General features: G+C 47.1%; 19 protein-coding genes. 17 read left to right on the forward strand and 2 right to left on the reverse strand.

Annotation, left to right across the window (positions count from 1 at the left end; translation table 11 throughout):
- Positions 1-116 precede the first annotated feature (116 nt).
- The 12 genes from B2337_RS02635 (at position 117) to B2337_RS02690 (ending at position 11,646) form a co-directional block, all read left to right on the forward strand.
- Positions 117-1,454, forward strand: a complete 1,338-nt coding sequence (locus B2337_RS02635; protein ID WP_292362118.1) for a LapD/MoxY N-terminal periplasmic domain-containing protein — start codon at positions 117-119, stop codon at positions 1,452-1,454.
- Complete coding sequence (locus B2337_RS02640; protein ID WP_292362119.1) at positions 1,451-2,086, forward strand: response regulator; 636 nt, start codon at positions 1,451-1,453, stop codon at positions 2,084-2,086. Before B2337_RS02635 ends, B2337_RS02640 begins: the two co-directional genes overlap by 4 nt.
- 321 nt (positions 2,087-2,407) lie before the next feature.
- Positions 2,408-3,175, forward strand: coding sequence for a DUF3450 domain-containing protein (locus B2337_RS02645; RefSeq protein WP_292362120.1), 768 nt, complete (start codon positions 2,408-2,410; stop codon positions 3,173-3,175).
- Positions 3,172-4,533, forward strand: coding sequence for a MotA/TolQ/ExbB proton channel family protein (locus tag B2337_RS02650; RefSeq protein ID WP_292413914.1), 1,362 nt, complete (start codon positions 3,172-3,174; stop codon positions 4,531-4,533). Before B2337_RS02645 ends, B2337_RS02650 begins: the two co-directional genes overlap by 4 nt.
- 40 nt (positions 4,534-4,573) lie before the next feature.
- On the forward strand, positions 4,574-5,038 hold the full coding sequence (locus tag B2337_RS02655; protein WP_292362122.1) for a MotA/TolQ/ExbB proton channel family protein: 465 nt from the start codon (positions 4,574-4,576) through the stop codon (positions 5,036-5,038).
- Between the two features lie 8 nt (positions 5,039-5,046).
- Positions 5,047-5,454: an ExbD/TolR family protein gene (locus B2337_RS02660; RefSeq protein ID WP_292362123.1), complete on the forward strand. Its 408-nt coding sequence runs from the start codon at positions 5,047-5,049 to the stop codon at positions 5,452-5,454.
- Positions 5,426-6,133 (forward strand): energy transducer TonB, encoded by a 708-nt coding sequence (locus tag B2337_RS02665; RefSeq protein ID WP_292413916.1) that lies wholly within the window; start codon positions 5,426-5,428, stop codon positions 6,131-6,133. Before B2337_RS02660 ends, B2337_RS02665 begins: the two co-directional genes overlap by 29 nt.
- Entirely contained in the window at positions 6,133-7,356 is a 1,224-nt protein-coding gene (locus tag B2337_RS02670) for a tetratricopeptide repeat protein (RefSeq protein WP_292413918.1), read from the forward strand. The genes B2337_RS02665 and B2337_RS02670 overlap by 1 nt, the downstream gene beginning before the upstream one ends.
- Positions 7,349-7,915: a class II aldolase/adducin family protein gene (locus B2337_RS02675; protein WP_292362126.1), complete on the forward strand. Its 567-nt coding sequence runs from the start codon at positions 7,349-7,351 to the stop codon at positions 7,913-7,915. Before B2337_RS02670 ends, B2337_RS02675 begins: the two co-directional genes overlap by 8 nt.
- 134 nt (positions 7,916-8,049) lie before the next feature.
- Entirely contained in the window at positions 8,050-10,197 is a 2,148-nt protein-coding gene (ovoA, locus tag B2337_RS02680) for a 5-histidylcysteine sulfoxide synthase (protein WP_292413919.1), read from the forward strand.
- On the forward strand, positions 10,184-11,356 hold the full coding sequence (locus B2337_RS02685; protein WP_292413920.1) for a MalY/PatB family protein: 1,173 nt from the start codon (positions 10,184-10,186) through the stop codon (positions 11,354-11,356). Before ovoA ends, B2337_RS02685 begins: the two co-directional genes overlap by 14 nt.
- Positions 11,357-11,442: 86 nt before the next feature.
- A complete protein-coding gene (locus B2337_RS02690; RefSeq protein WP_292362129.1) occupies positions 11,443-11,646 on the forward strand; it encodes a winged helix-turn-helix domain-containing protein in 204 nt (67 codons plus the stop codon).
- Here the strand turns inward: B2337_RS02690 and B2337_RS02695 are convergent.
- Together B2337_RS02695 and B2337_RS02700 are read right to left on the reverse strand one after the other, a co-directional pair.
- Complete coding sequence (locus B2337_RS02695; RefSeq protein WP_292413921.1) at positions 11,643-12,215, reverse strand: Tll0287-like domain-containing protein; 573 nt, start codon at positions 12,213-12,215, stop codon at positions 11,643-11,645. The genes B2337_RS02690 and B2337_RS02695 overlap by 4 nt on opposite strands.
- Before the next feature lie 22 nt (positions 12,216-12,237).
- A complete protein-coding gene (locus B2337_RS02700; protein WP_292362131.1) occupies positions 12,238-12,438 on the reverse strand; it encodes a YgaP family membrane protein in 201 nt (66 codons plus the stop codon).
- A 153-nt stretch (positions 12,439-12,591) separates the two neighbouring features.
- Here B2337_RS02700 and parE point away from each other — a divergent pair, with 153 nt between their 5' ends.
- From parE to B2337_RS02725, 5 genes are read left to right on the forward strand one after another with little or no spacing between them, the layout of a single operon-like run.
- On the forward strand, positions 12,592-14,490 hold the full coding sequence (parE, locus tag B2337_RS02705) for a DNA topoisomerase IV subunit B (RefSeq protein ID WP_292413922.1): 1,899 nt from the start codon (positions 12,592-12,594) through the stop codon (positions 14,488-14,490).
- 14 nt (positions 14,491-14,504) lie between these two features.
- On the forward strand, positions 14,505-16,745 hold the full coding sequence (parC, locus tag B2337_RS02710; protein WP_292362133.1) for a DNA topoisomerase IV subunit A: 2,241 nt from the start codon (positions 14,505-14,507) through the stop codon (positions 16,743-16,745).
- 54 nt (positions 16,746-16,799) lie between these two features.
- On the forward strand, positions 16,800-17,270 hold the full coding sequence (locus B2337_RS02715) for a DUF3305 domain-containing protein (protein ID WP_292362134.1): 471 nt from the start codon (positions 16,800-16,802) through the stop codon (positions 17,268-17,270).
- Complete coding sequence (locus B2337_RS02720) at positions 17,267-17,707, forward strand: DUF3306 domain-containing protein (protein WP_292362135.1); 441 nt, start codon at positions 17,267-17,269, stop codon at positions 17,705-17,707. The genes B2337_RS02715 and B2337_RS02720 overlap by 4 nt, the downstream gene beginning before the upstream one ends.
- Positions 17,670-19,256: a 4Fe-4S binding protein gene (locus B2337_RS02725; RefSeq protein WP_292742486.1), complete on the forward strand. Its 1,587-nt coding sequence runs from the start codon at positions 17,670-17,672 to the stop codon at positions 19,254-19,256. Before B2337_RS02720 ends, B2337_RS02725 begins: the two co-directional genes overlap by 38 nt.
- The last annotated feature ends 2 nt before the right edge of the window (positions 19,257-19,258 follow it).

The raw sequence follows: 19,258 nt of genomic DNA on the forward strand, positions 1-19,258 counted from the left end.
CCTGATTTGATGATGTGCGATAATTGTAGGTCAATTTGATTTCTCATAGTCACAACAATGTCGGCTATGAAAGTTCAACAGGCCTTAGCCTATCACAGCGAGATAACTGACCCGACATGAGCCTGAAACTGCGTTTACTGATCATTGTAACCTTGATCCTGATATTCAACTTTGTCGCCGCTGGCTATTTTATGATTCAGAATGCCCGCCAGGCAGTGGCAGCCGAAATGGCCTCCAGCACTCAGTTGGCACGTGGGTTATTGATTAATGCTTTGCCGACGTTACGGTTTTCCAATGATTTGAGCGAACGGGTCACCCTGATCGTTGACAGTGTGCGCCATACAAGACACATCCGCGCCTGGTTTGAAGATATGAACGGTCAACCTTTAATCGGCCATGAAGAAGGTGTGCCATTTACCAATCGTCCAGACGCACCGGACTGGTTTATTCGTTTGATGGAACCGGAAGCGGTGGCCTTTCGACGACTTATCACTCGCGGCAGTCAGTCTTATGGTTATCTGGTGGTTGAAGCCGATCCCAGTGATGAAGTGACCGAGGTTTGGCGGGATATGGAAACGCTGCTGTTTTTGGGTTTGTTTTTCCTGACGGTGATTTCCAGCTTGATTTATCTGGCGTTATTACATGGTCTGAGGCCATTGCAACAATTAGCCGATGCATTGGGGCACCTGGAAAAAGGCGATTTTCATGCGCGGGTGGATACCGGCGGTGCCAAAGAATTAAAACCGATCCAGATTCGCTTTAATCATATGGCCGATGTATTGGAAACCACCATGGCTGAAAACCATGCCCTGGCAGGAAACATGCTGACCTTACAGGAATCTGAACGACGCGATTTGGCACGTGAATTACATGATGAGCTGGCACCCTGTCTGTTTGGTATACGCGTTGATCTGGCTGAAATTGAACGCATTGCCATTGAAAATAAATTGCCGGATGTCGAAGAAAAAGTCAGCTCGGTTAAATTGATTACCAGCCATATTCAATCACTGGTGCGTAAAATGCTCAGTCGTTTGCGGCCGATGACACTGGATGATTTGGGTTTGGTGGAAGCGTTGCGTGATATGTTACATAACTGGCGTGACCGGCAACCGGAAATTGATTGGGAATGGGATTTTGTTGGCGATTTCACAGGTCTGGCGGATACGCTTCAAGTGACGGTGTATCGCGTAGTGCAGGAATGTACAACCAATTGTGTTCGCCATGCTGAAGCCAGTCACGTACGGGTTGAAGTAAAGCGCGAAAAACAATATATAAAGGTAACGGTCACCGATGACGGTAAAGGGCTGGATACATCTGCCGTAAAGGGCTTTGGCTTGATCGGTATGCGAGAGAGGGTCTCGGCGTTAGGTGGTAAAATCGCGTTTGATACTGCCGAAGGTCAGGGTTTGCAGGTAAGGGTAATGATCCCTATGAAGAGTGAAAATAAAAAATGAAACCAAGTATCACAATCCTGGTAGTAGATGATCATCCGATTGTCAGAGCCGGCTGTCGGCAGTTAATTCAGCAAATTCCCTCGGCCAAAGTCGTAGAGGCTGAGACCGGTGAAGAAGGTTACCGGATGTTTCAGGAACTGTATCCGGATATGGTGTTACTGGATATCACCTTACCCGGTGTGGGCGGTCTTGAAGTATTACGCCGCATTCGGGCCAACCGTGATACCGCCAAGGTATTAATGTTCAGCATGCATGAGGATCCGGTCTTTGCCTCTCGGGCCATGCAAGCCGGAGCACGAGGTTACATCACCAAGAACAATGCAGCGGATCATCTGGTCGAAGCGGTCAGTAAAGTGCTGGAAGGTAAAATTTATCTCAGTCCTGATATGGCCCAGCAGCTGGCAATGTTGAACATTGATGCCGGTACCAGTGCGCTAAGTGATCTGTCGCGGCGTGAATTGGAAATTTTACGCTTACTGGGCGAAGGTAAGAGCATGAACGAAATTTCGGACGTTTTAGGCATCAGTTACAAAACTGTCGCGAATAATCTGACCCAGATAAAAGGCAAACTGGACATTAATAAAACAGCGGAACTGATGCGTTTTGCAATCAGCCATGGTTTATCGTCCTAACAACTTGTTTTACTTGTATGTTTTTGAAAAGGAACATATTCCCGTTTTAAAAGGAGAAGTCGCTCATGGCGAATGGGCTTGCATTCAGTAAGCTGTATCACAAGTCCATAGGAATGTTCAGCTTCTATTGTCTTATATTTCTCTCTCCTTCTATGAAGGTTTAGCCAGACCCAATCGGTCTGGCTTTTTTTTTGCACTTTTTTCATCTTCGTACGTCTAAATGATAAGAGATCGCATTTAGACTTCCCACTGTGCGTATTCTCTTGATAAGATGTCGCTTTCATTTCCACCGCCGACATCCGGTAACACAAGGAAAATTTTATGCATTTTAATTTCAGCCGACTATGTTGCCTGCTAGGCATCTGGTTGGTGCCTTCATTCACCAATGCTGGCGCATTAGATCAAGCTGTTGACCAACAGGTGCAAACCGATACCGCAGCCCAGCGTACCCAGCAGCAAATTGACAATCTGGATGATGAAACCCGCGAATTATTAGCGGAGTATCGCAGTGTTTTGAATCAGAAGGAAAGTCTGGCGGCCTATAACAGTCAACTTGAACAGCTTGTTTCATCTCAACAGGAAGAACTGTTGTCAGTTGAAGCGCAGTTAGCCAATATCGATACAACGCAACGCGATATTGTGCCATTAATGATCAAAATGGTGGATGTGATAGAACAGTTTGTTGAATTGGATAGCCCATTTTTACCTGAAGAACGTAATAGCCGCGTTGAACAGTTAAAAACAATGATGAACCGGGCTGATGTAACGCTGTCTGAAAAATTCCGTCGTATTCTGGAAGCCTACCAGGTTGAAACTGAATACGGTCGTACTTTGGAAGCCTATCAGGGTGAACTGGTCGCAGGTGATAGCAATCGTACCGTTGATTTCCTGCGCGTAGGCCGCGTAGGTCTTTATTACCTGACACTGGATCAACGCGAGGCGGGTATGTGGGATCAGGAATCAAAAAGCTGGCAACAGCTCCCCAGAGAATCCATTCAGTCCGTTGTACAAGGTCTGAAAGTAGCTCGTAAGCAATTACCACCCGATTTATTAACCCTGCCGGTAAGAACGCCAGAGGCGATCCAATGAGAAGTATTTCAACGATAATTATTTTTTTAATGGCTTTGCCATTCTCTGTTGTGGCAGAGGAAAAGCCTGTCAATCTCGACCAGTTACTTGATCAAGTCAAGCGTGAACGTGTCATCGAACAAGAGCAGAATCGTTTGCGGGAAGCCGAGTTTCTTGAAGCCCGTGACCGCCAGGCCCAATTGCTGGAGCAGGCCAAAGCAGATTTAGCTGCTGAAGAAAGCCGAACAGAGCGGCTCAATGATGCGTTTGAAGAGAATGAATTCAAATTAGCCGAGCAGGAATCTTTGCTGCAGGAACGTTCCGGTTCGCTGGGTGAATTATTTGGCACAGTTCGTCAAATGGCCAATGACAGCCGGGCGGTTATTGAATCATCAATGACCAGTGTGCAGTATCCGGAACGTATCGCATTTCTGACAGAGTTAAGCGAACGAAAACAACAACCGAGCATCGATGAGTTACGTGAACTGTGGTTAGTCTTGCAACACGAAATGACCCATTCAGGCAAAGTGGAACAGTTTCCAGCCCAGGTCATCACGGCAAACGGGGAAGTGGCAGATCGCGATGTGACCCGTGTCGGTGTGTTTACTGCTTTCAGTGATGGCAAGTTTCTGCGTTACATGTCTGAAAACCGTAATCTGGTGGAATTAGCCAGACAGCCGGTACAGCGCTTACGCGATCAAATTGAAGCATTTGAAAATAGTGATCCAGGTGAGTTGAAGACAGTCGTGGTTGATCCGACTCGCGGTGCAATTATGGCGTTACTGGTGCAAACACCTGATTTGCGTGAACGTATTCAACAAGGTGGCTGGATTGGTTATATCATTCTGATTTTGGGTGCAATTGGTTTACTGATTGCGCTGATTCGTTTTGTGACATTGATGCGGCTGGAGCGTGGCGTCAGCAAGCAGCAGAAATCCAAAGAATTGAATCTGAAAAATCCGTTGGGCCGAATCCTGTCTGTATACAGCGACAAGATTGCTCAGGATGTAGAAACGCTTTCTTTAAAACTGGATGAAGCCATTCTCCGGGAAACACCGAGTATTGAACGGGGGCTGGTGACACTGGCGATTCTGGCTGCTGTAGCACCGATGCTGGGTCTGTTAGGAACGGTTTCCGGCATGATCGAAACGTTCCAGTCGATTACGTTGTTTGGGACCGGTGATCCGAAACTGATGTCCGGCGGTATCTCACAAGCTTTGGTGACCACCGAGTTAGGTTTGGCAGTAGCGATTCCTATTTTATTAATTCATAGCGCTTTATCGAGCAAGAGTAATCGTTTGATTCAAATTCTTGATGAAGAGAGTGCAGCGATTGTTGCTCGTAACGCTGAAACACAAACTCTTAACCGTGACGGATAATTTCTTTCAGATACAGCTGCTGATGGAAAGCGGCGGCACAGTGCTCTGGCTGATTTTGCTGGCATCGATTTTAATGTGGACGCTAATCATTGAACGCTATGTGTTTATCTGGTTCCTGCATCCACGTGAAGTTCGCAAGATGATGGATGAGTGGCACCAGCGTGACGATTTGGCCAGTTGGTATGCCCAGCAAATCCGCCAGGGCATGATTGCTGAAAGCCAGGTGATGCTGGAGCGCTTTCTGATTTTGATTCGAACGCTGACCGTTGCATTACCGATGCTGGGATTATTAGGCACAGTAAACGGCATGATCCAGACCTTCGATGTGATGACCGTTTTCGGAACCGGTAATACTCGCGGTATGGCGGGTGGTATCTCAGTGGCATTGATAACGACGATGGGCGGTTTGCTGACTGCTTTATCAGGGCTCTATTTCATTACTCAGTTGGAACAGCGTGTTGCCCGAGAAGTTAATAACGTGGCTGACGCCCTACGCAGAGATTAGGAAAGTTTATGCGAAAACGACATTCCCGCCGTCAAAGTGGCGGTATAGCTGAAATCAACATGACACCTTTGATTGATATGGTGTTTATATTGCTGATCTTTTTTATTGTCACCACCTCGTTTGTTAAGGAAACCGGTGTTGATGTAAACCGTCCATCGGCTAAAACAGCGGTGGAGAAAGAGCGTGCAAATATCCTGATCTCGATTCGTGAAAATGATGAAATCTGGATGGATCAACGACAGATCGATCGCCGTGCTGTACGTGCCAATGTGGAACGGATGTATGCTGAAAACCCGGAAGGTTCGGTGATTATTCTGGCGGATGAAAATGCGAAAACCGGTATATTGATTGAAGTCATGGATCAGGCACGTCTGGCAGGAGTTGCGAATGTCTCAATTGCTGCTGAACGAGACTAGTCGCGGAGACTCATCGACTATGCGTATCTTGATCGGATTATTACTGGCGATAGTGGTCAACTATGGTCTGTTTACTTTAATGAAAGAGATGACCACTTCTGACAGCAGTCTTTATCGCGATGATAATGAAATGCTGGTACTGGACTTTGTGCGTCTGAAACAGGAAGAAACGCCACCTGAGACGATAAAGCGTGAGATCCCGAAAAAACCACCACCGCCGGAAGAGCCGCCACCGCCAACACCCACAACTGCGCCAAAAATGACGCAGCCTGATGTTCAACAACCCAAAATGGACATGCCGAGAATTGATGTGCCGCTGAATATTGCCGGTCAGCCTTATCTGGGGGATTTCAGTGCCGAGCCGGCACCAGCGCCTTCACCCAGTCCGGTGCAAGGCCCACAAATGGATGATGAAGTGGTGCCATTGGTACGTATTCCACCGAATTATCCACGTGTTGCTCAGCGTCGCGGTATTGAAGGTGTGGTGACCGTAGCCTTTACCATAACCCGTGATGGCAGGGTAAAAGATCCCGTAGTGGTGTCTGCCAACCCGGAGAATGTATTTGATAATGCGGCGATGACGGCCATTCTCAAATGGAAGTTCAAACCGAAAGTTGTTGATGGTGAGCCGGTTGAACGTCGGGCAACCCAGGAAATTGAATTTAAGCTGGCCAGATAATGAAGAAAATACTGAATCATAAATTCGCTGTGATGATCATACTGAGTAGTCTTATCTGGCCATTTTCAGTGCTGGCAGATGACTATTTACTGACCGAAAAAACCTACAAAGCGCTGAGTGCTGCTCAGGAAAAAATGGAGCAGCAACAGTATCGGCAGGCTGAAGCGGATCTGAAAAAGCTGATTGGTGAGACAGAGTCAGGCTCATACGAACGGGCGGTAGTATTGCAAACACTGGGTTATTTGTATTCAGAAACGGAACAATACAAGCAGGCCGCAGAACAGTTTGAACAGGCATTAGCACTCAATGCCTTACCTGAAGATGTGACTCATAATCTGCGCTACAATCTTGCTCAGCTGTTAATCGGAGATGGACGTTATCAAAAAGGCATTGATTTGCTGACAGCCTGGTTAAAGGATGAACCTCAGGCAAACAGCAGTGCCTATGTTCTGCTGGCAACGGCGTATTATCAAATCAATCAATTCACCAAAGCTGTTGAAGCGATTCGAGTCGCCATCCAACGAGATAAATCACCCAAAGAAAACTGGTATCGATTGCAGCTGTCGGCGCATATGGAAATGCAGCAATACAGTCAATCAATAGACGTGCTGGAAATTCTCATTGAGCAGTTTCCAGTGAATAAAACCTATTGGGATCAATTGGCTGCTCTCTACGCCCAACAGGAAAAACGACTTACCTCCCTGGCGGTGCAGATGTTGGCTAAGCGACTGAATCTTGGTGACAAAGACACGGTATTGCGCCTGGCGAATATGTATCGATATCTGAATATTCCCTATAAATCTGCTCAGCTTTTACAAAAATCTATGGATGATGGCGTGATTGAACGGAATTTCAAAAACCTTGAATCGCTTGCTGACAGTTGGTTAGCGGCCAGAGAAAATGAGAATGCCACTCAGGTTTTAGCTCGCATGCAATCAATGGACGCTTCAGGTGAGACCGATCTGAAACTCGCCAGAGTTTTCATCAGTATGGAAAACTGGCCTGAAGCGGCCGGGCCTTTACAGCAAAGCCTGGAAAAATTACCGGAAGACAAGCGCGGTCAGGCGTGGATGCTTTCGGGTATGGTTAATTATCATTTGGGAAACATGGAGCAATCCGAGCAACATCTGAACCGTGCGCTGAATTACTCGGAAGTACGTAATCAGGCGTCGCAATGGCTGAGACATCTCCAGAACACAAGGCCGGATAAGGAAGATGCCTGAAGCCGCATTGAACGAACTGAAAGCGCAGCTGGTTCAACATTATCGGTGGCTGCGTCAGTATGGTTGCAATGATTCACATAGTGGTAATGCGTCTTTCCGCTGGCACAACCAGATATGGGTGACACCTACAGGCTGTTGCGCAGACACGCTCGCACCGGAAATGCTGGTGCCATGTGATGTTGATGGACAAATTGGTGATGGCGCTTCGCTTGATGCGCCGCTACACTTGGCAACCTATCAGCATAATCCGGCAACGAAAGCCATTTTTCATAGCCATGGGCCACATGCCATTGCAATGACGATGAATGGTAAAGACTTTATTCCTTTGGATTTTGAAGGGCAGTATTACTTTCCCAGCGTACCGGTTATTACGATTAACTATGCTGAATATGTGGAAAAGTCACCGTTGGCTGTAGCTCAGGGCTTGGCGAGAAATAAAGTTGTCATTGTTCGCGGGCATGGTGTGTATGCCTGTGCGGAAACCATCAATCTGGCCTATAAGTGGAGTTGCTCGGTAGAGTTGTCTGCAAAAACAGCCTGGCTTACTGCTCAGCTATAATCCGCTTTACACGAAACCAATTCGTACAAAATAAGTCAAAAGGGTCTGTTTATCTTCCGTCTCCAGCAGTGGTGGAGACGGAAGATAAACAGACCCTAAACTCTCATAAGTATCCTCAAAGGGATTTTTGACCAATGACTGCCGAAAAAGCCTTATCTTTTTCCCACTCAGAAGCCACGTATTTGCGTACTCCGCACTTAAATACAACAGATCCAGCAGCCGTTCGGACGGAACTTGCAGCCTATTTCAATGCCAACTTCGAACGTTATGAATCGCTGTTTGATACCTTGAAATCTGACGATGGGTATTACCAGAAAAGTATTCCGTTACGTCATCCATTGATTTTTTATTTCGGTCATACAGCAACATTTTTTGTTAATAAACTGTTACTGGCAGGCTTGTTAACGCAACGAATCAATCCACGTTTTGAATCGATGTTTGCTGTAGGTGTGGATGAAATGAGCTGGGATGATCTCAATGATGCACATTATGACTGGCCGACAGTAGCGGAAGTTAAAGCCTATCGCCAACAGGTAAAAAAAACGGTAAATCAACTTATTCAAACAGCACCGCTGCAATTGCCCATAAATTGGGAAAATCCCTGGTGGGCAATCATGATGGGTATTGAGCATGAACAGATTCATCTGGAAACGTCATCGGTATTAATCCGGCAACAGCAATTACAGTGGGTGCAACCCCATGCGGCCTGGCTGGCATGTGACATTTCCGGACCAGCTCCTGAAAACGCACTTTTGCAAGTGGAAGCCGGTACGGTTAGTCTCGGAAAATCATTTGATGATGCTTATTACGGTTGGGATAACGAATATGGTCAGCATCAAGCTGATGTAGAAGCGTTTAAGGCTGCAAGGTATCTGGTCAGTAATCAGGAGTTTTTAGCTTTTGTTGAAGCTGGCGGCTATCTGCAGCGACATTACTGGCAGGAAGAAGGGCTGCAATGGCGTGAATTTACTCAAGCTGAATATCCGACATTCTGGATAAAAACGAATCAAGGTTGGCAGTTGCGATTAATGGCCGAGGTGGTGCCGATGCGTTGGGATTGGCCGGCAGAAGTCAACTACCATGAAGCCAAGGCATTTTGTGCATGGAAGGCTGAACAAACCGGTGAAACCGTGCGCCTGCCTACTGAAGATGAATGGTATCGTCTGGTCGAGGTTTCAGGCCTCGAAGAGCTGAACGAAACGCCGGCAGCAGCAAATATTCATCTGGATCATTTTGCCTCCTCCTGTCCGGTCAATCATTTCGCCCAGGGTGATTTCTATGATGTGAGGGGGAATGTATGGCAATGGACCGAAACACCGATTTATCCATTTGATGGATCCCAGGTTCATCGCTTATATGATGACTTCACCACACCAACCTATGATGGAAAACACAATCTGATGAAAGGCGGCAGCTGGGTTTCCTGTGGTAATGAAACGCGTTTATCATCACGTTATGCTTTCAGACGTCACTTTTTCCAACATGCCGGTTTCCGCTATGTGGTCTCAGAGGCCCCGGTGGTAAATCTCGATTCAAATTACGAAACCGACAAAATGCTCTCAGAATATGCCGAGTTCCACTACGGTGAAAGCTATTTTGATGTGCCGAACTTTCAAAAAGCGATTGCTCGGTTAGCTATCGAAAAAATGTCTGGCAAACCATCACGACGTGCTCTCGATCTGGGTTGTGCTGTGGGACGGGCCAGTTTCGAATTAGCCAGGCATTTTGATCAGGTAACAGGAATTGATTTCTCGGCACGCCTGATTAATCTGGGGGTCCAGCTCAAACGGGATGGTGTCGTTCGCTATGCTGTAGCCGATGAAGGTGATTTATTACTCTACCGTGAACAGCGGCTGGCGAATTTTGGATTGGAAAAGACAGCTCACAAAGTCGATTTTATGCAGGGGGATGCCTGTAATCTCAAAGCGGTATACAGCAATTATGATTTAGTGCTGGCAGCGAATTTATTAGACCGTTTGTATGACCCGATTTTATTTTTAAAACAGATACATGAACGGATTAATGCGGGTGGCTTGCTGGTGCTGGCTTCGCCGTATACATGGCTGGAAGAACACACGGATAAAGCCAATTGGCTGGGTGGTTTCAAAAAAGACGGAGAAAGCTTTTCCACACTGGACGGCATCAAAAGCGTGCTGGAAAAACACTTTCAGCTGATTGATGGTCCATTTTCACAACCCTTTGTTATCCGTGAAACCCGACGTAAATTCCAGCATACTCTGTCAGAGGTGACTATCTGGGAACGTCGACATGTCGAAGATTGATTTTGATCAGAAAATAGATCGCAGCGGCACGTATAGTCTTAAATACGATGCCCGCCAGCGACTGTTTGGCCGGGAGGATGCGATTCCTCTGTGGGTGGCTGATATGGATTTTGTTGCCCCTGAGGCCGTAACCCGGACGTTGACAGTCAGAGCTGAGCATCCTTTGTACGGTTATAGTGAATATCCAGCGGCCCTGTATCAGGCGACTCAGGAATGGTTTCTGCGTCGTCATCACTGGCATATTGCCACTGAACATATTCTGATCTGTCCCGGCGTAGTGCCTTCATTGCATGCCACCATTATGGCGCTCACGGAAAAGCATGAGCAGGTGATTGCTCAGCCCCCGGTCTATTTTCCGTTTTTCTCAGCCGTCACAGAGACACAGCGCGAACTGGTCGTAAATCCGTTAGTACTGGTGGACGATTATTACCAGATGAACTTCGATCAATTGGCTGAACAAGCCGCTTCTGGCGCAAAAATGCTGTTGCTCTGTTCGCCGCATAATCCCGGAGGGCGTGTCTGGAGCGAAGCTGAACTGCAGAAACTCCTCGATATCGCCAGACAACATCAACTCATCATTCTCAGTGATGAAATTCATGCGGATTTGGTATTTACCGGCAACAAGCATATTCCGCTGGCATCCCTGGCAAAGGATGTGCCCATTGTGACTGCGGTATCAGCCAGCAAGACATTCAATATTGCCGGGCTGGGCATGTCGATGTTGATCGTGCCGGATAGCGAGCATAAAAAGGCAATTGAATCGGTTTTTAATTCCTGGCATGTCAGTGCTGCCAATCCGTTCAGTATTGAAGCAACCATCGCTGCCTACCGGCATGGTGATGACTGGTTGGAACAGTTACTGGTTTACCTGCAACAAAGCTATGAGTGGGTAAAACAGTTTTTTGCTGTACATTTACCCAAAATCAGGGTGTTGCCATTACAATCGACCTATCTTATATGGCTGGATTGTCAGGCTTTGCTGCTGAATGACAAACAACTGCGAACTTTTTTTGTTCAGCAGGCTGGTGTGGCGATGAATCCAGGCGTGATGTTTGGTGATGCAGGCAGTGGTTTTATGCGCATGAATATTGCAGCACCGCGATCTGTGATTGAACAGGCTTGTCAGCAAATTATTACAGCCTGGGAAAATATGCAATGAAGCATTCCAGTCAACAAGCCCTAAATCAGGTGATGAATTATCAGATGATTAGGTAATGAAGTTATTTCAATAATGTGAGGTTTAATATGCAGCAGATTATTGGTGATGCCGCAGGGGAAATCTGGAAGTATCTCAAAAAGAATGGCGCCACAAGCACCTCTAAATTAGCAGCAGAATGTGCTCTGGACAGTAAGTCGTTTCAGCGGGCTGTAGGCTGGTTATGCCGTGAAGATAAACTCAGTTTGACGCAAAAAGGCCGTAGCGAAATTATCGACCTTAAAGAACGTTAATCTGCCGGTAAACTTTCCTTCACGGTAAACGCACCGCGGACACTGCCGACACTGAATCCTGTTGCCTGATCTTCGGGGTACAGTTTTTTCAGCTCTGCCTTTATGGGGTCAGGTATTTTTTCTCCGTGGCAGGATATGCAGACCAGGTCAGTGCCAATAGCCTTCATCAGTCGCCATTGCTTAATGCCATCGTTATCAACCTGCTCACTGAATGTGAGCTTTTTAACCGTTTCGCCTTTTTCCAGTCGTTTTTCGAAATTCCCCAACACCCTGGCTTCCCATTCATCAGCCTTATTTTCAGGATTTCTTACTTTCAGTGCGGTGCGACTCACATCAAGATTGTATTTTGCTGAAACCTGCTGAGCTACTTTAGGAGCAATATCCTTGCAGACCCCTATGGTTTTTACAGAACCATCGGTTTGCATTGATAACATCAATGCGGATTTGAGCGTTTCAGCAAATTCTTTTATCGCCTGATTAGCCTGAGTTTTAAATTCCTTTGCGTCATCAGCCTGAACTGAAAAGGCAAAAAACAGAAATGGGATAAAAACTATCTGCCGAATATTCATAACCTTGCTCCACGTCGGGTCATTAAAATGCGTTGCCTTGTGACAGGCCAATTTTTTTGAGCAATTTTGCCATCGGACAAAAACCAGTAAAAGCTGCCTGAAGCATATTTATACCCACAACTGCAGTGAACCACAGCCAGTAAATATGATGCAACTGTGAAAGCAATAAACTTATCAGGATAAAACTTCCAGCCAAAGCAAAAACCATTTTATCTGTATTCATGTTGTTTCTCTCTATAATTAGTTGTTACTAATATTAGATAGCAATTATATGTGATGCAAGCTTAGTTATTTCATCGCCGTGCTCTAGATGCTTGTACATCCGGCTTTTATCCTGCTAACCTTCGGGCAACTTGATTTTTTTGACTAAGAGAAAATGACCAATATCTACGACGCTTCGGCAATTGAGGTTCTAACGGGATTGGACCCGGTCAGAAAACGACCCGGCATGTATACCGATACCACAAGACCGAATCATCTGGCTCAGGAAGTCATTGATAATAGCGTCGATGAAGCCATTGCCGGTCATGCGACAAATATCGAAGTCATCCTGCATCCTGACAACTCGCTTGAAGTCATTGATGATGGACGGGGTATGCCGGTGGATATTCACCCTGAAGAAGGTGTGCCGGGTGTTGAAGTTATTCTGACCCGCCTGCATGCCGGTGGTAAGTTTTCCAATAAAAACTACCGTTTCTCAGGTGGTCTGCATGGTGTCGGTGTCTCTGTTGTTAATGCCTTATCCAAACGACTGGAAGTCAATATTCGCCGTGATGGCATCAGCTATAGCATTGCATTTGAAAATGGTCTGTTGGTTGAGCCTTTAACCGAAACCGGGACGGTTGGCAAAAAAAATACCGGTACCAGTGTCAGGTTCTGGCCGGACACCAGTTTCTTTGATGCACCGAAGTTTCTCGTCTCACGTCTGCGTCATGTTTTACGAGCCAAAGCGGTATTATGTCCCGGTTTAGTGGTTACCTTTGAAGATTTAAGTGGTGCCGAAAAACAGAATGATCGCTGGTGTTATGAAGATGGTTTAAACAGTTATCTCGCCAATGCGATGACTGATGTGCCATGTGTGCCTGCGAAACCATTTGTTGGCCATTTTGCCGATGAAAATCAAGAAGTCGATTGGGCATTGATGTGGCAACTTGAACCGGCCGAAGTGATTGCGGAGAGTTACGTCAATCTGATTCCTACGGCGCAGGGCGGCACTCATGTAAACGGTTTGCGTTCCGGCCTGCTGGATGCTTTACGGGAATTTTGTGAATTTCGCAGCTTGCTGCCCCGCGGTGTCAAACTTTCTGCTGAGGATATCTGGGAACGCTGCAGTTACGTGTTATCCGTTAAATTGCAGGATCCCCAGTTTTCCGGTCAAACCAAAGAACGTTTGTCCTCCAGACAATGTGCCGGGTTTGTTGCAGGTGCAGTAAAAGACTCATTCAGCTTATGGCTTAATCACCATATTGAAGATGGCGAAAAGATTGCTGAACTGGCGATTAGCAATGCACAGTCACGGTTAAAACAAGCCAAAAAAGTGGTGCGTAAACGCGTTCAGTCCGGCCCGGCATTGCCAGGTAAACTGGCGGACTGTACGTCACAGGATCCCTCACGTACCGAACTGTTTCTGGTCGAAGGGGATTCTGCTGGTGGCAGTGCCAAACAAGGTCGGGATCGGGTATTTCAGGCCATTATGCCGCTGCGTGGAAAGATTCTGAATACCTGGGAAGTCGAAGCTTCCCAAGTGCTGGCCTCCCAGGAGGTTCATGATATTGCTGTGGCAGTAGGCGTTGATCCGGGGTCGGATGATCTTACCGGTCTGCGCTACGGCAAAATCTGTATTCTTGCCGATGCTGACTCGGATGGCGCGCATATCGCCACGCTGTTATGTGCCTTATTTGTCCGTCATTTTCGTCCATTGGTTGAAGCCGGACATATCTGCGTGGCGATGCCACCGTTATATCGAGTCGATGTGGGTAAGCAGGTTTTTTATGCACTGGATGATGAAGAACGCCAGATCATTCTGGATCGTATCGAACGAGATAAAATCAAAGGCAAAGTCAGCACCCAGCGCTTTAAAGGTCTGGGGGAAATGAATCCTTTGCAATTACGTGAAACCACCATGGCACCGGATACTCGCCGTCTGATTCGTCTGACCATTGATGCTGATGACGATACCTTTATGACCCTTGATAAACTGCTGGCCAAAAAACGGGCAGGGGATCGTAAGGTCTGGCTGGAACAGCATGGCGATTTGGCTGATGGTTTAATCTGAACTGAGAATTTTAAATGAGTGCATTAGTCGACGATCTGGAACAGCAACCGCTTAGAGAGTTTACCGAAAAAGCGTATCTGGGTTATTCCATGTACGTCATTCTGGATCGGGCCCTGCCACATCTGGCGGATGGTCTGAAGCCGGTGCAACGTCGCATTGTATATGCGATGTCAGAACTGGGTCTCAGTGCGGTTTCCAAACACAAAAAATCCGCTCGTACGGTGGGTGACGTTTTAGGTAAATATCATCCGCATGGTGATTCGGCCTGTTATGAAGCCATGGTATTGATGGCGCAGCCATTCTCCTACCGTTATACCCTGATTGATGGTCAGGGTAACTGGGGTTCGATGGATGATCCCAAATCGTTTGCCGCGATGCGGTATACCGAAGCACGTCTGGCACCGTATGCCCAAACCCTGTTAACTGAGCTGGGGCAAGGCACGGTTGAATGGATGCCTAATTTTGATGGCACCATGGATGAGCCACAACTGCTACCGGCTCGTCTTCCCAATGTATTATTGAATGGTGCCACCGGTATTGCGGTGGGTATGGCAACCGATATTCTGCCGCATAACCTGCGGGAAGTGGTCAATGCCTGTCTGTTGTTACTGAAATCACCGAAAAGCACATTAGATGATTTGCTAACCGAAATTCAGGGACCGGATTTCCCCACAGGCGGCGAAATTGTTTCATCACAAGCAGAAATTCGCCGGATTTACGAAACAGGTCATGGTTCGATACGCCAACGTGCCGCTTATAAAGTCGAAGACAATGAAATTGTGATTCATGCACTGCCATATCAGACTTCCGGTGCCAAAGTGCTGGAACAGATCGCCGCACAGATGAATAACAAAAAGCTGCCGATGGTGGCGGATTTACGGGATGAATCCGATCACGAACAGGCGGTTCGTCTGGTGATTGTGCCGCGTTCCAATCGGGTGGATATTGAAAGTCTGATGTCACATCTGTTTGCGACTACTGATTTGGAACGCAGTTATCGCGTCAATATGAACATGATTGGTCTTGATGGCCGGCCGCAGGTGAAAAATCTGCTGCAGATGCTCAGCGAATGGCTGACCTACCGCATTCAAACGGTACGTCGTCGTTTGCAGTTCCGGCTGGATAAAGTGCTGGATCGCATGCATGTGCTGGAAGGTTTATTGATCGCCTATCTGAATATTGATGAAGTCATTGCCATTATCCGTCACGAAGATGATCCCAAAGCGGAGCTGATGGCCCGATTCAGTCTGAGTGATCGTCAGGCCGAATCGATTCTTGAATTACGTTTACGGCATTTGGCCAAACTGGAGGAAATGAAGCTCAAAGGCGAAATGGATGAGCTCAGCAAGGAACGTAAATCACTGGAATTATTACTGAGCTCGGAAACCCGTTTGAAATCGTTGATCCGCAAAGAGTTGACAGCCGATGCTGAAAAATATGGTGATGATCGGCGCAGTGAAATCAAACAACGTGATGCGGCCAAAGCGCTCAGTGAAACCGAGTTATTACCGACAGAACCGTTAACTATTGTGCTCTCAGCCAGTGGCTGGGTGCGTGCTGCCAAAGGCCATGATGTGGATCCGGGATCGCTAAATTACCGAACCGGGGATCGCTATCTGGCCTCGGTGAAAACCCGCAGTAATCAGCAAGTGGTGTTTCTGGATGAAAGTGGACGCAGTTATTCTCTGGCGGCGCATACCTTGCCATCAGCAAGAGGGCAGGGAGAGCCATTAAGCGGGCGCTTGCAATCTGCCCCCGAAGTAAGGTTTATTGCCGTAATTGCTGCCGAAAATGATCAGATGGTGTTGCTATCCAATACGGCAGGTTATGGTTTTGTGACCCGCTTTGATAATTTACTGGCCAAAAATAAAGCGGGCAAAGCCCTATTTAATCTGCCGGAGAAAGCGGCATTGTTGCCACCACTGGTGTTGGATACCAAGACGCCACAGCAACTGGCTGTAGCTGCTGGTGATGGTCGTTTGCTGGTGTTCCCGATCAGTGAAGTGCCAGAATTAAATAAAGGTAAAGGCGTACGGCTTATCAATATTCCGCAGGCTCGCTTTAGCAGCGGGCAGGAGTGGTTGCAATCGGTCACATTGGTCCCGGAAAATCACAGCCTGACGCTGCATGCCGGACGTCGTCATCTGACATTGAAAACGGCTGATTTGCAACACTATGCAGGAGAGCGCGGAAAACGCGGTCACAAGCTGCCGAGAGGATTACAAAAAGTCAGTTCGGTCGAAGTAGCCGAGTAAAAAGCTCGGTTATTTGTTATCCTGTTTGGCATTAAATCACAATGCCTGATAGAGATGCTGGATTTACCTTCTGATCATTTTTCCGTTACTGCCGTATTGCTGAAAAAAGCCAGTCAGCACCGCTGGGCCAGTCATTCCTGGTCTCTGCTCGGTGTGATGCCAGGCCTCAGCGAAACGCAATTGTCCAATGCGCAGGAATCAGGCGAGCTGCATTATTATTCCGATCTGCATCTGCGTTTATTTCGGCATTATTGTGAAAGTTACTACCATAACCTGATGTCTGAACAGGCCAAGATCTATTTTATCGGGCGCCTGGAAAATGACCAGTTATCACCCGTTTTACTGACCGTGGATTTCGATGAGGCGGCTTCGTATATGGAAGCTGGCGATCAGGTACTGGAAGCACCATTGCCGGATGAATTATGTGTCTGGCTGGAACGGTTTCTACTTTACCACTATGCCCCGGAAGCACCTAAAAAACGCCGACGTGAACGCTGGAAAGATAAAGATGGAGGTGCCAGATGAAAGAAAAATCAGCATCCGAAAATTTCCTGGCGCGCTGGTCTCGCCGCAAACAACAGTCTGAAGTACTGACAAATCACGCCGTTGAGAACTCACCTGATGTAGAGCCATCTGAACCGGCAGTAGCAAAAGATCCCGCTGAGTTACCCATCTGGCAACGAGATGACGTGGATCCTGAAACCAGGCAGCAGGCTTTAAGAGATTTATTTCGTAAACCGGGCTTTAATAAAACTGACGGCCTTGAAGAATACGAAAACGACTATAACTATCATGCTTTTGCCGGATTAGGCTCTGTGGTGACGCATGAGATGAAGCGCATGCTGGAGCGTCAGCTGGAAGCAGATGAAACAGCTGAACCGTCAACAACAGCAGATTCAACAGAAAATCCTTTACAGGATGAAGATGCAAAACCGCGAAATACTCGCGACGAGGAGGATTAACCCATTGCATAACGTGGTTTTGGAAGCAGGTCGAATTGAAATTCATCCTGTGCAATTGATTGAGTTTGAATCCCGTGGAAGATTGTTAATTATCGGCAGTAGCGAGGCGATTTCTGCCGTAGCTCCACATTGTCAGACATTAACGATAACTGCGTTAGTGAGTGATGCTGCGACTGTCAGTGCTGAAGAAGTTTCGGTTTTAGCAGGTGAGTTGACTGGTTTAACCGGCTGGCTGGGTGAGTTTGATGCGATTATTTCTGGTCAAATGTTACGATTCGATTTGGTTCTGGATTTGAGTGACTCGTCAATTCTCAAACAGAAAGTTTCGCCTTTAGGCTATTTTGCACCGGGTGATAATCAACAGGCATTGGCAGAAGCCTTACAGCAGTTACCGGATTTGATTGGTGTTTTCGATAAACCACGCTATTTCCAATACAAACCGACTATCTGTGCCCATTCCCGACGTGGTATTAATGGCTGTAATCAATGTCTTGAAGCCTGCCCGGCCGAGGCTGTGAGCCACGCTGGTGATGAAGTCAGAGTGGATCCCAATTTATGTCAGGGGTGTGGCAGCTGTGTGGCGGTATGCCCTTCCGGGGCAATGAATTACGCATTGCCGACGCTGGATGTCAGTCTCGAACGGTTACGCTCTATGCTGCAGCAATATGACGAACTGGAAAGCCTGCCACCGCATATTTTGATCCATGATGAATCCAATGCACAAACCTTGCTGGAAATGCGCGGTCATGAACTCACCGATGATGTGATTACGTTCTCGATTGAAGAAATTGGTGCATTGAGTATGCCTTTCTGGTTGGCTGCCATAGCTTATGGTGCCAGTGGTGTTACAGTCTGGGATGCACTGACCCACGACGATCATGACTGGCTGGAATTACAGCAGCAAATGCAGTTAAGCAATGAATTATTGAACGGTATGGGGTATCCGGCTGCAATTCACTGGCATCAGGGCAATGATTTCACTGCATTACAAACTCATCTTAAACAACTGTCCAAAACAGATGCTGCTGCTCCGGGTCGTTTTGCCGGTATGGATAATAAACGGCGGGTCAGTACTCTGGCCTTATCCCATCTATACGAACATGCCCCGGCACCACAGGCAGAAATTAAACTTGAAAAGCCCGCGCCATTTGGTGAGATTCTGGTTGATAAACAGGCTTGTACTTTATGTATGTCCTGCGTATCGGTCTGTCCGGTGGGATCCTTGGTTGATGGGGTGGACAAGCCGCAACTCAACTTTATAGAAGATTTATGTGTGCAATGCGGTATTTGTGAAACGGCTTGTCCGGAAAATGCCATCACGCTGTCACCTCGTTATCTTTATCAGCGGGATCAGGCACGCCAAAAACGTGTATTGCATGAAGAGGCGATTTTTCATTGCATCAGTTGCGCAAAACCATTTGCCACACAGAAAATGATCGATACCATTACCGAAAAATTAAAAGATCACCACATGTTCCAGGGCGCTGCTTTGGAGCAATTGAAAATGTGTGAAGACTGTCGTGTAAAAGCAATGTTCAAAAAAGGTTGATA

The sequence above is a fragment of the Methylophaga sp. UBA3192 genome, assembly GCA_002363955.1.
GTDB lineage: Bacteria > Pseudomonadota > Gammaproteobacteria > Nitrosococcales > Methylophagaceae > Methylophaga.

Excerpts from the sequence above, each read along its gene's own strand:
- ovoA (WP_292413919.1), top strand. The coding sequence starts at position 8,050 with ATGACTGCCGAAAAAGCCTTATCTTTTTCCCACTCAGAAGCCACGTAT.
- B2337_RS02685 (WP_292413920.1), top strand. The coding sequence starts at position 10,184 with ATGTCGAAGATTGATTTTGATCAGAAAATAGATCGCAGCGGCACGTAT.
- B2337_RS02670 (WP_292413918.1), top strand. The coding sequence starts at position 6,133 with ATGAAGAAAATACTGAATCATAAATTCGCTGTGATGATCATACTGAGT.
- B2337_RS02675 (WP_292362126.1), top strand. The coding sequence starts at position 7,349 with ATGCCTGAAGCCGCATTGAACGAACTGAAAGCGCAGCTGGTTCAACAT.
- B2337_RS02645 (WP_292362120.1), top strand. The coding sequence starts at position 2,408 with ATGCATTTTAATTTCAGCCGACTATGTTGCCTGCTAGGCATCTGGTTG.
- B2337_RS02720 (WP_292362135.1), top strand. The coding sequence starts at position 17,267 with ATGAAAGAAAAATCAGCATCCGAAAATTTCCTGGCGCGCTGGTCTCGC.
- B2337_RS02660 (WP_292362123.1), top strand. The coding sequence starts at position 5,047 with ATGCGAAAACGACATTCCCGCCGTCAAAGTGGCGGTATAGCTGAAATC.
- B2337_RS02690 (WP_292362129.1), top strand. The coding sequence starts at position 11,443 with ATGCAGCAGATTATTGGTGATGCCGCAGGGGAAATCTGGAAGTATCTC.
- B2337_RS02695 (WP_292413921.1), bottom strand. The coding sequence starts at position 12,215 with ATGAATATTCGGCAGATAGTTTTTATCCCATTTCTGTTTTTTGCCTTT.
- parE (WP_292413922.1), top strand. The coding sequence starts at position 12,592 with ATGACCAATATCTACGACGCTTCGGCAATTGAGGTTCTAACGGGATTG.
- B2337_RS02725 (WP_292742486.1), top strand. The coding sequence starts at position 17,670 with ATGCAAAACCGCGAAATACTCGCGACGAGGAGGATTAACCCATTGCAT.
- B2337_RS02715 (WP_292362134.1), top strand. The coding sequence starts at position 16,800 with ATGCTGGATTTACCTTCTGATCATTTTTCCGTTACTGCCGTATTGCTG.
- B2337_RS02635 (WP_292362118.1), top strand. The coding sequence starts at position 117 with ATGAGCCTGAAACTGCGTTTACTGATCATTGTAACCTTGATCCTGATA.
- parC (WP_292362133.1), top strand. The coding sequence starts at position 14,505 with ATGAGTGCATTAGTCGACGATCTGGAACAGCAACCGCTTAGAGAGTTT.
- B2337_RS02650 (WP_292413914.1), top strand. The coding sequence starts at position 3,172 with ATGAGAAGTATTTCAACGATAATTATTTTTTTAATGGCTTTGCCATTC.
- B2337_RS02665 (WP_292413916.1), top strand. The coding sequence starts at position 5,426 with ATGTCTCAATTGCTGCTGAACGAGACTAGTCGCGGAGACTCATCGACT.
- B2337_RS02700 (WP_292362131.1), bottom strand. The coding sequence starts at position 12,438 with ATGAATACAGATAAAATGGTTTTTGCTTTGGCTGGAAGTTTTATCCTG.
- B2337_RS02640 (WP_292362119.1), top strand. The coding sequence starts at position 1,451 with ATGAAACCAAGTATCACAATCCTGGTAGTAGATGATCATCCGATTGTC.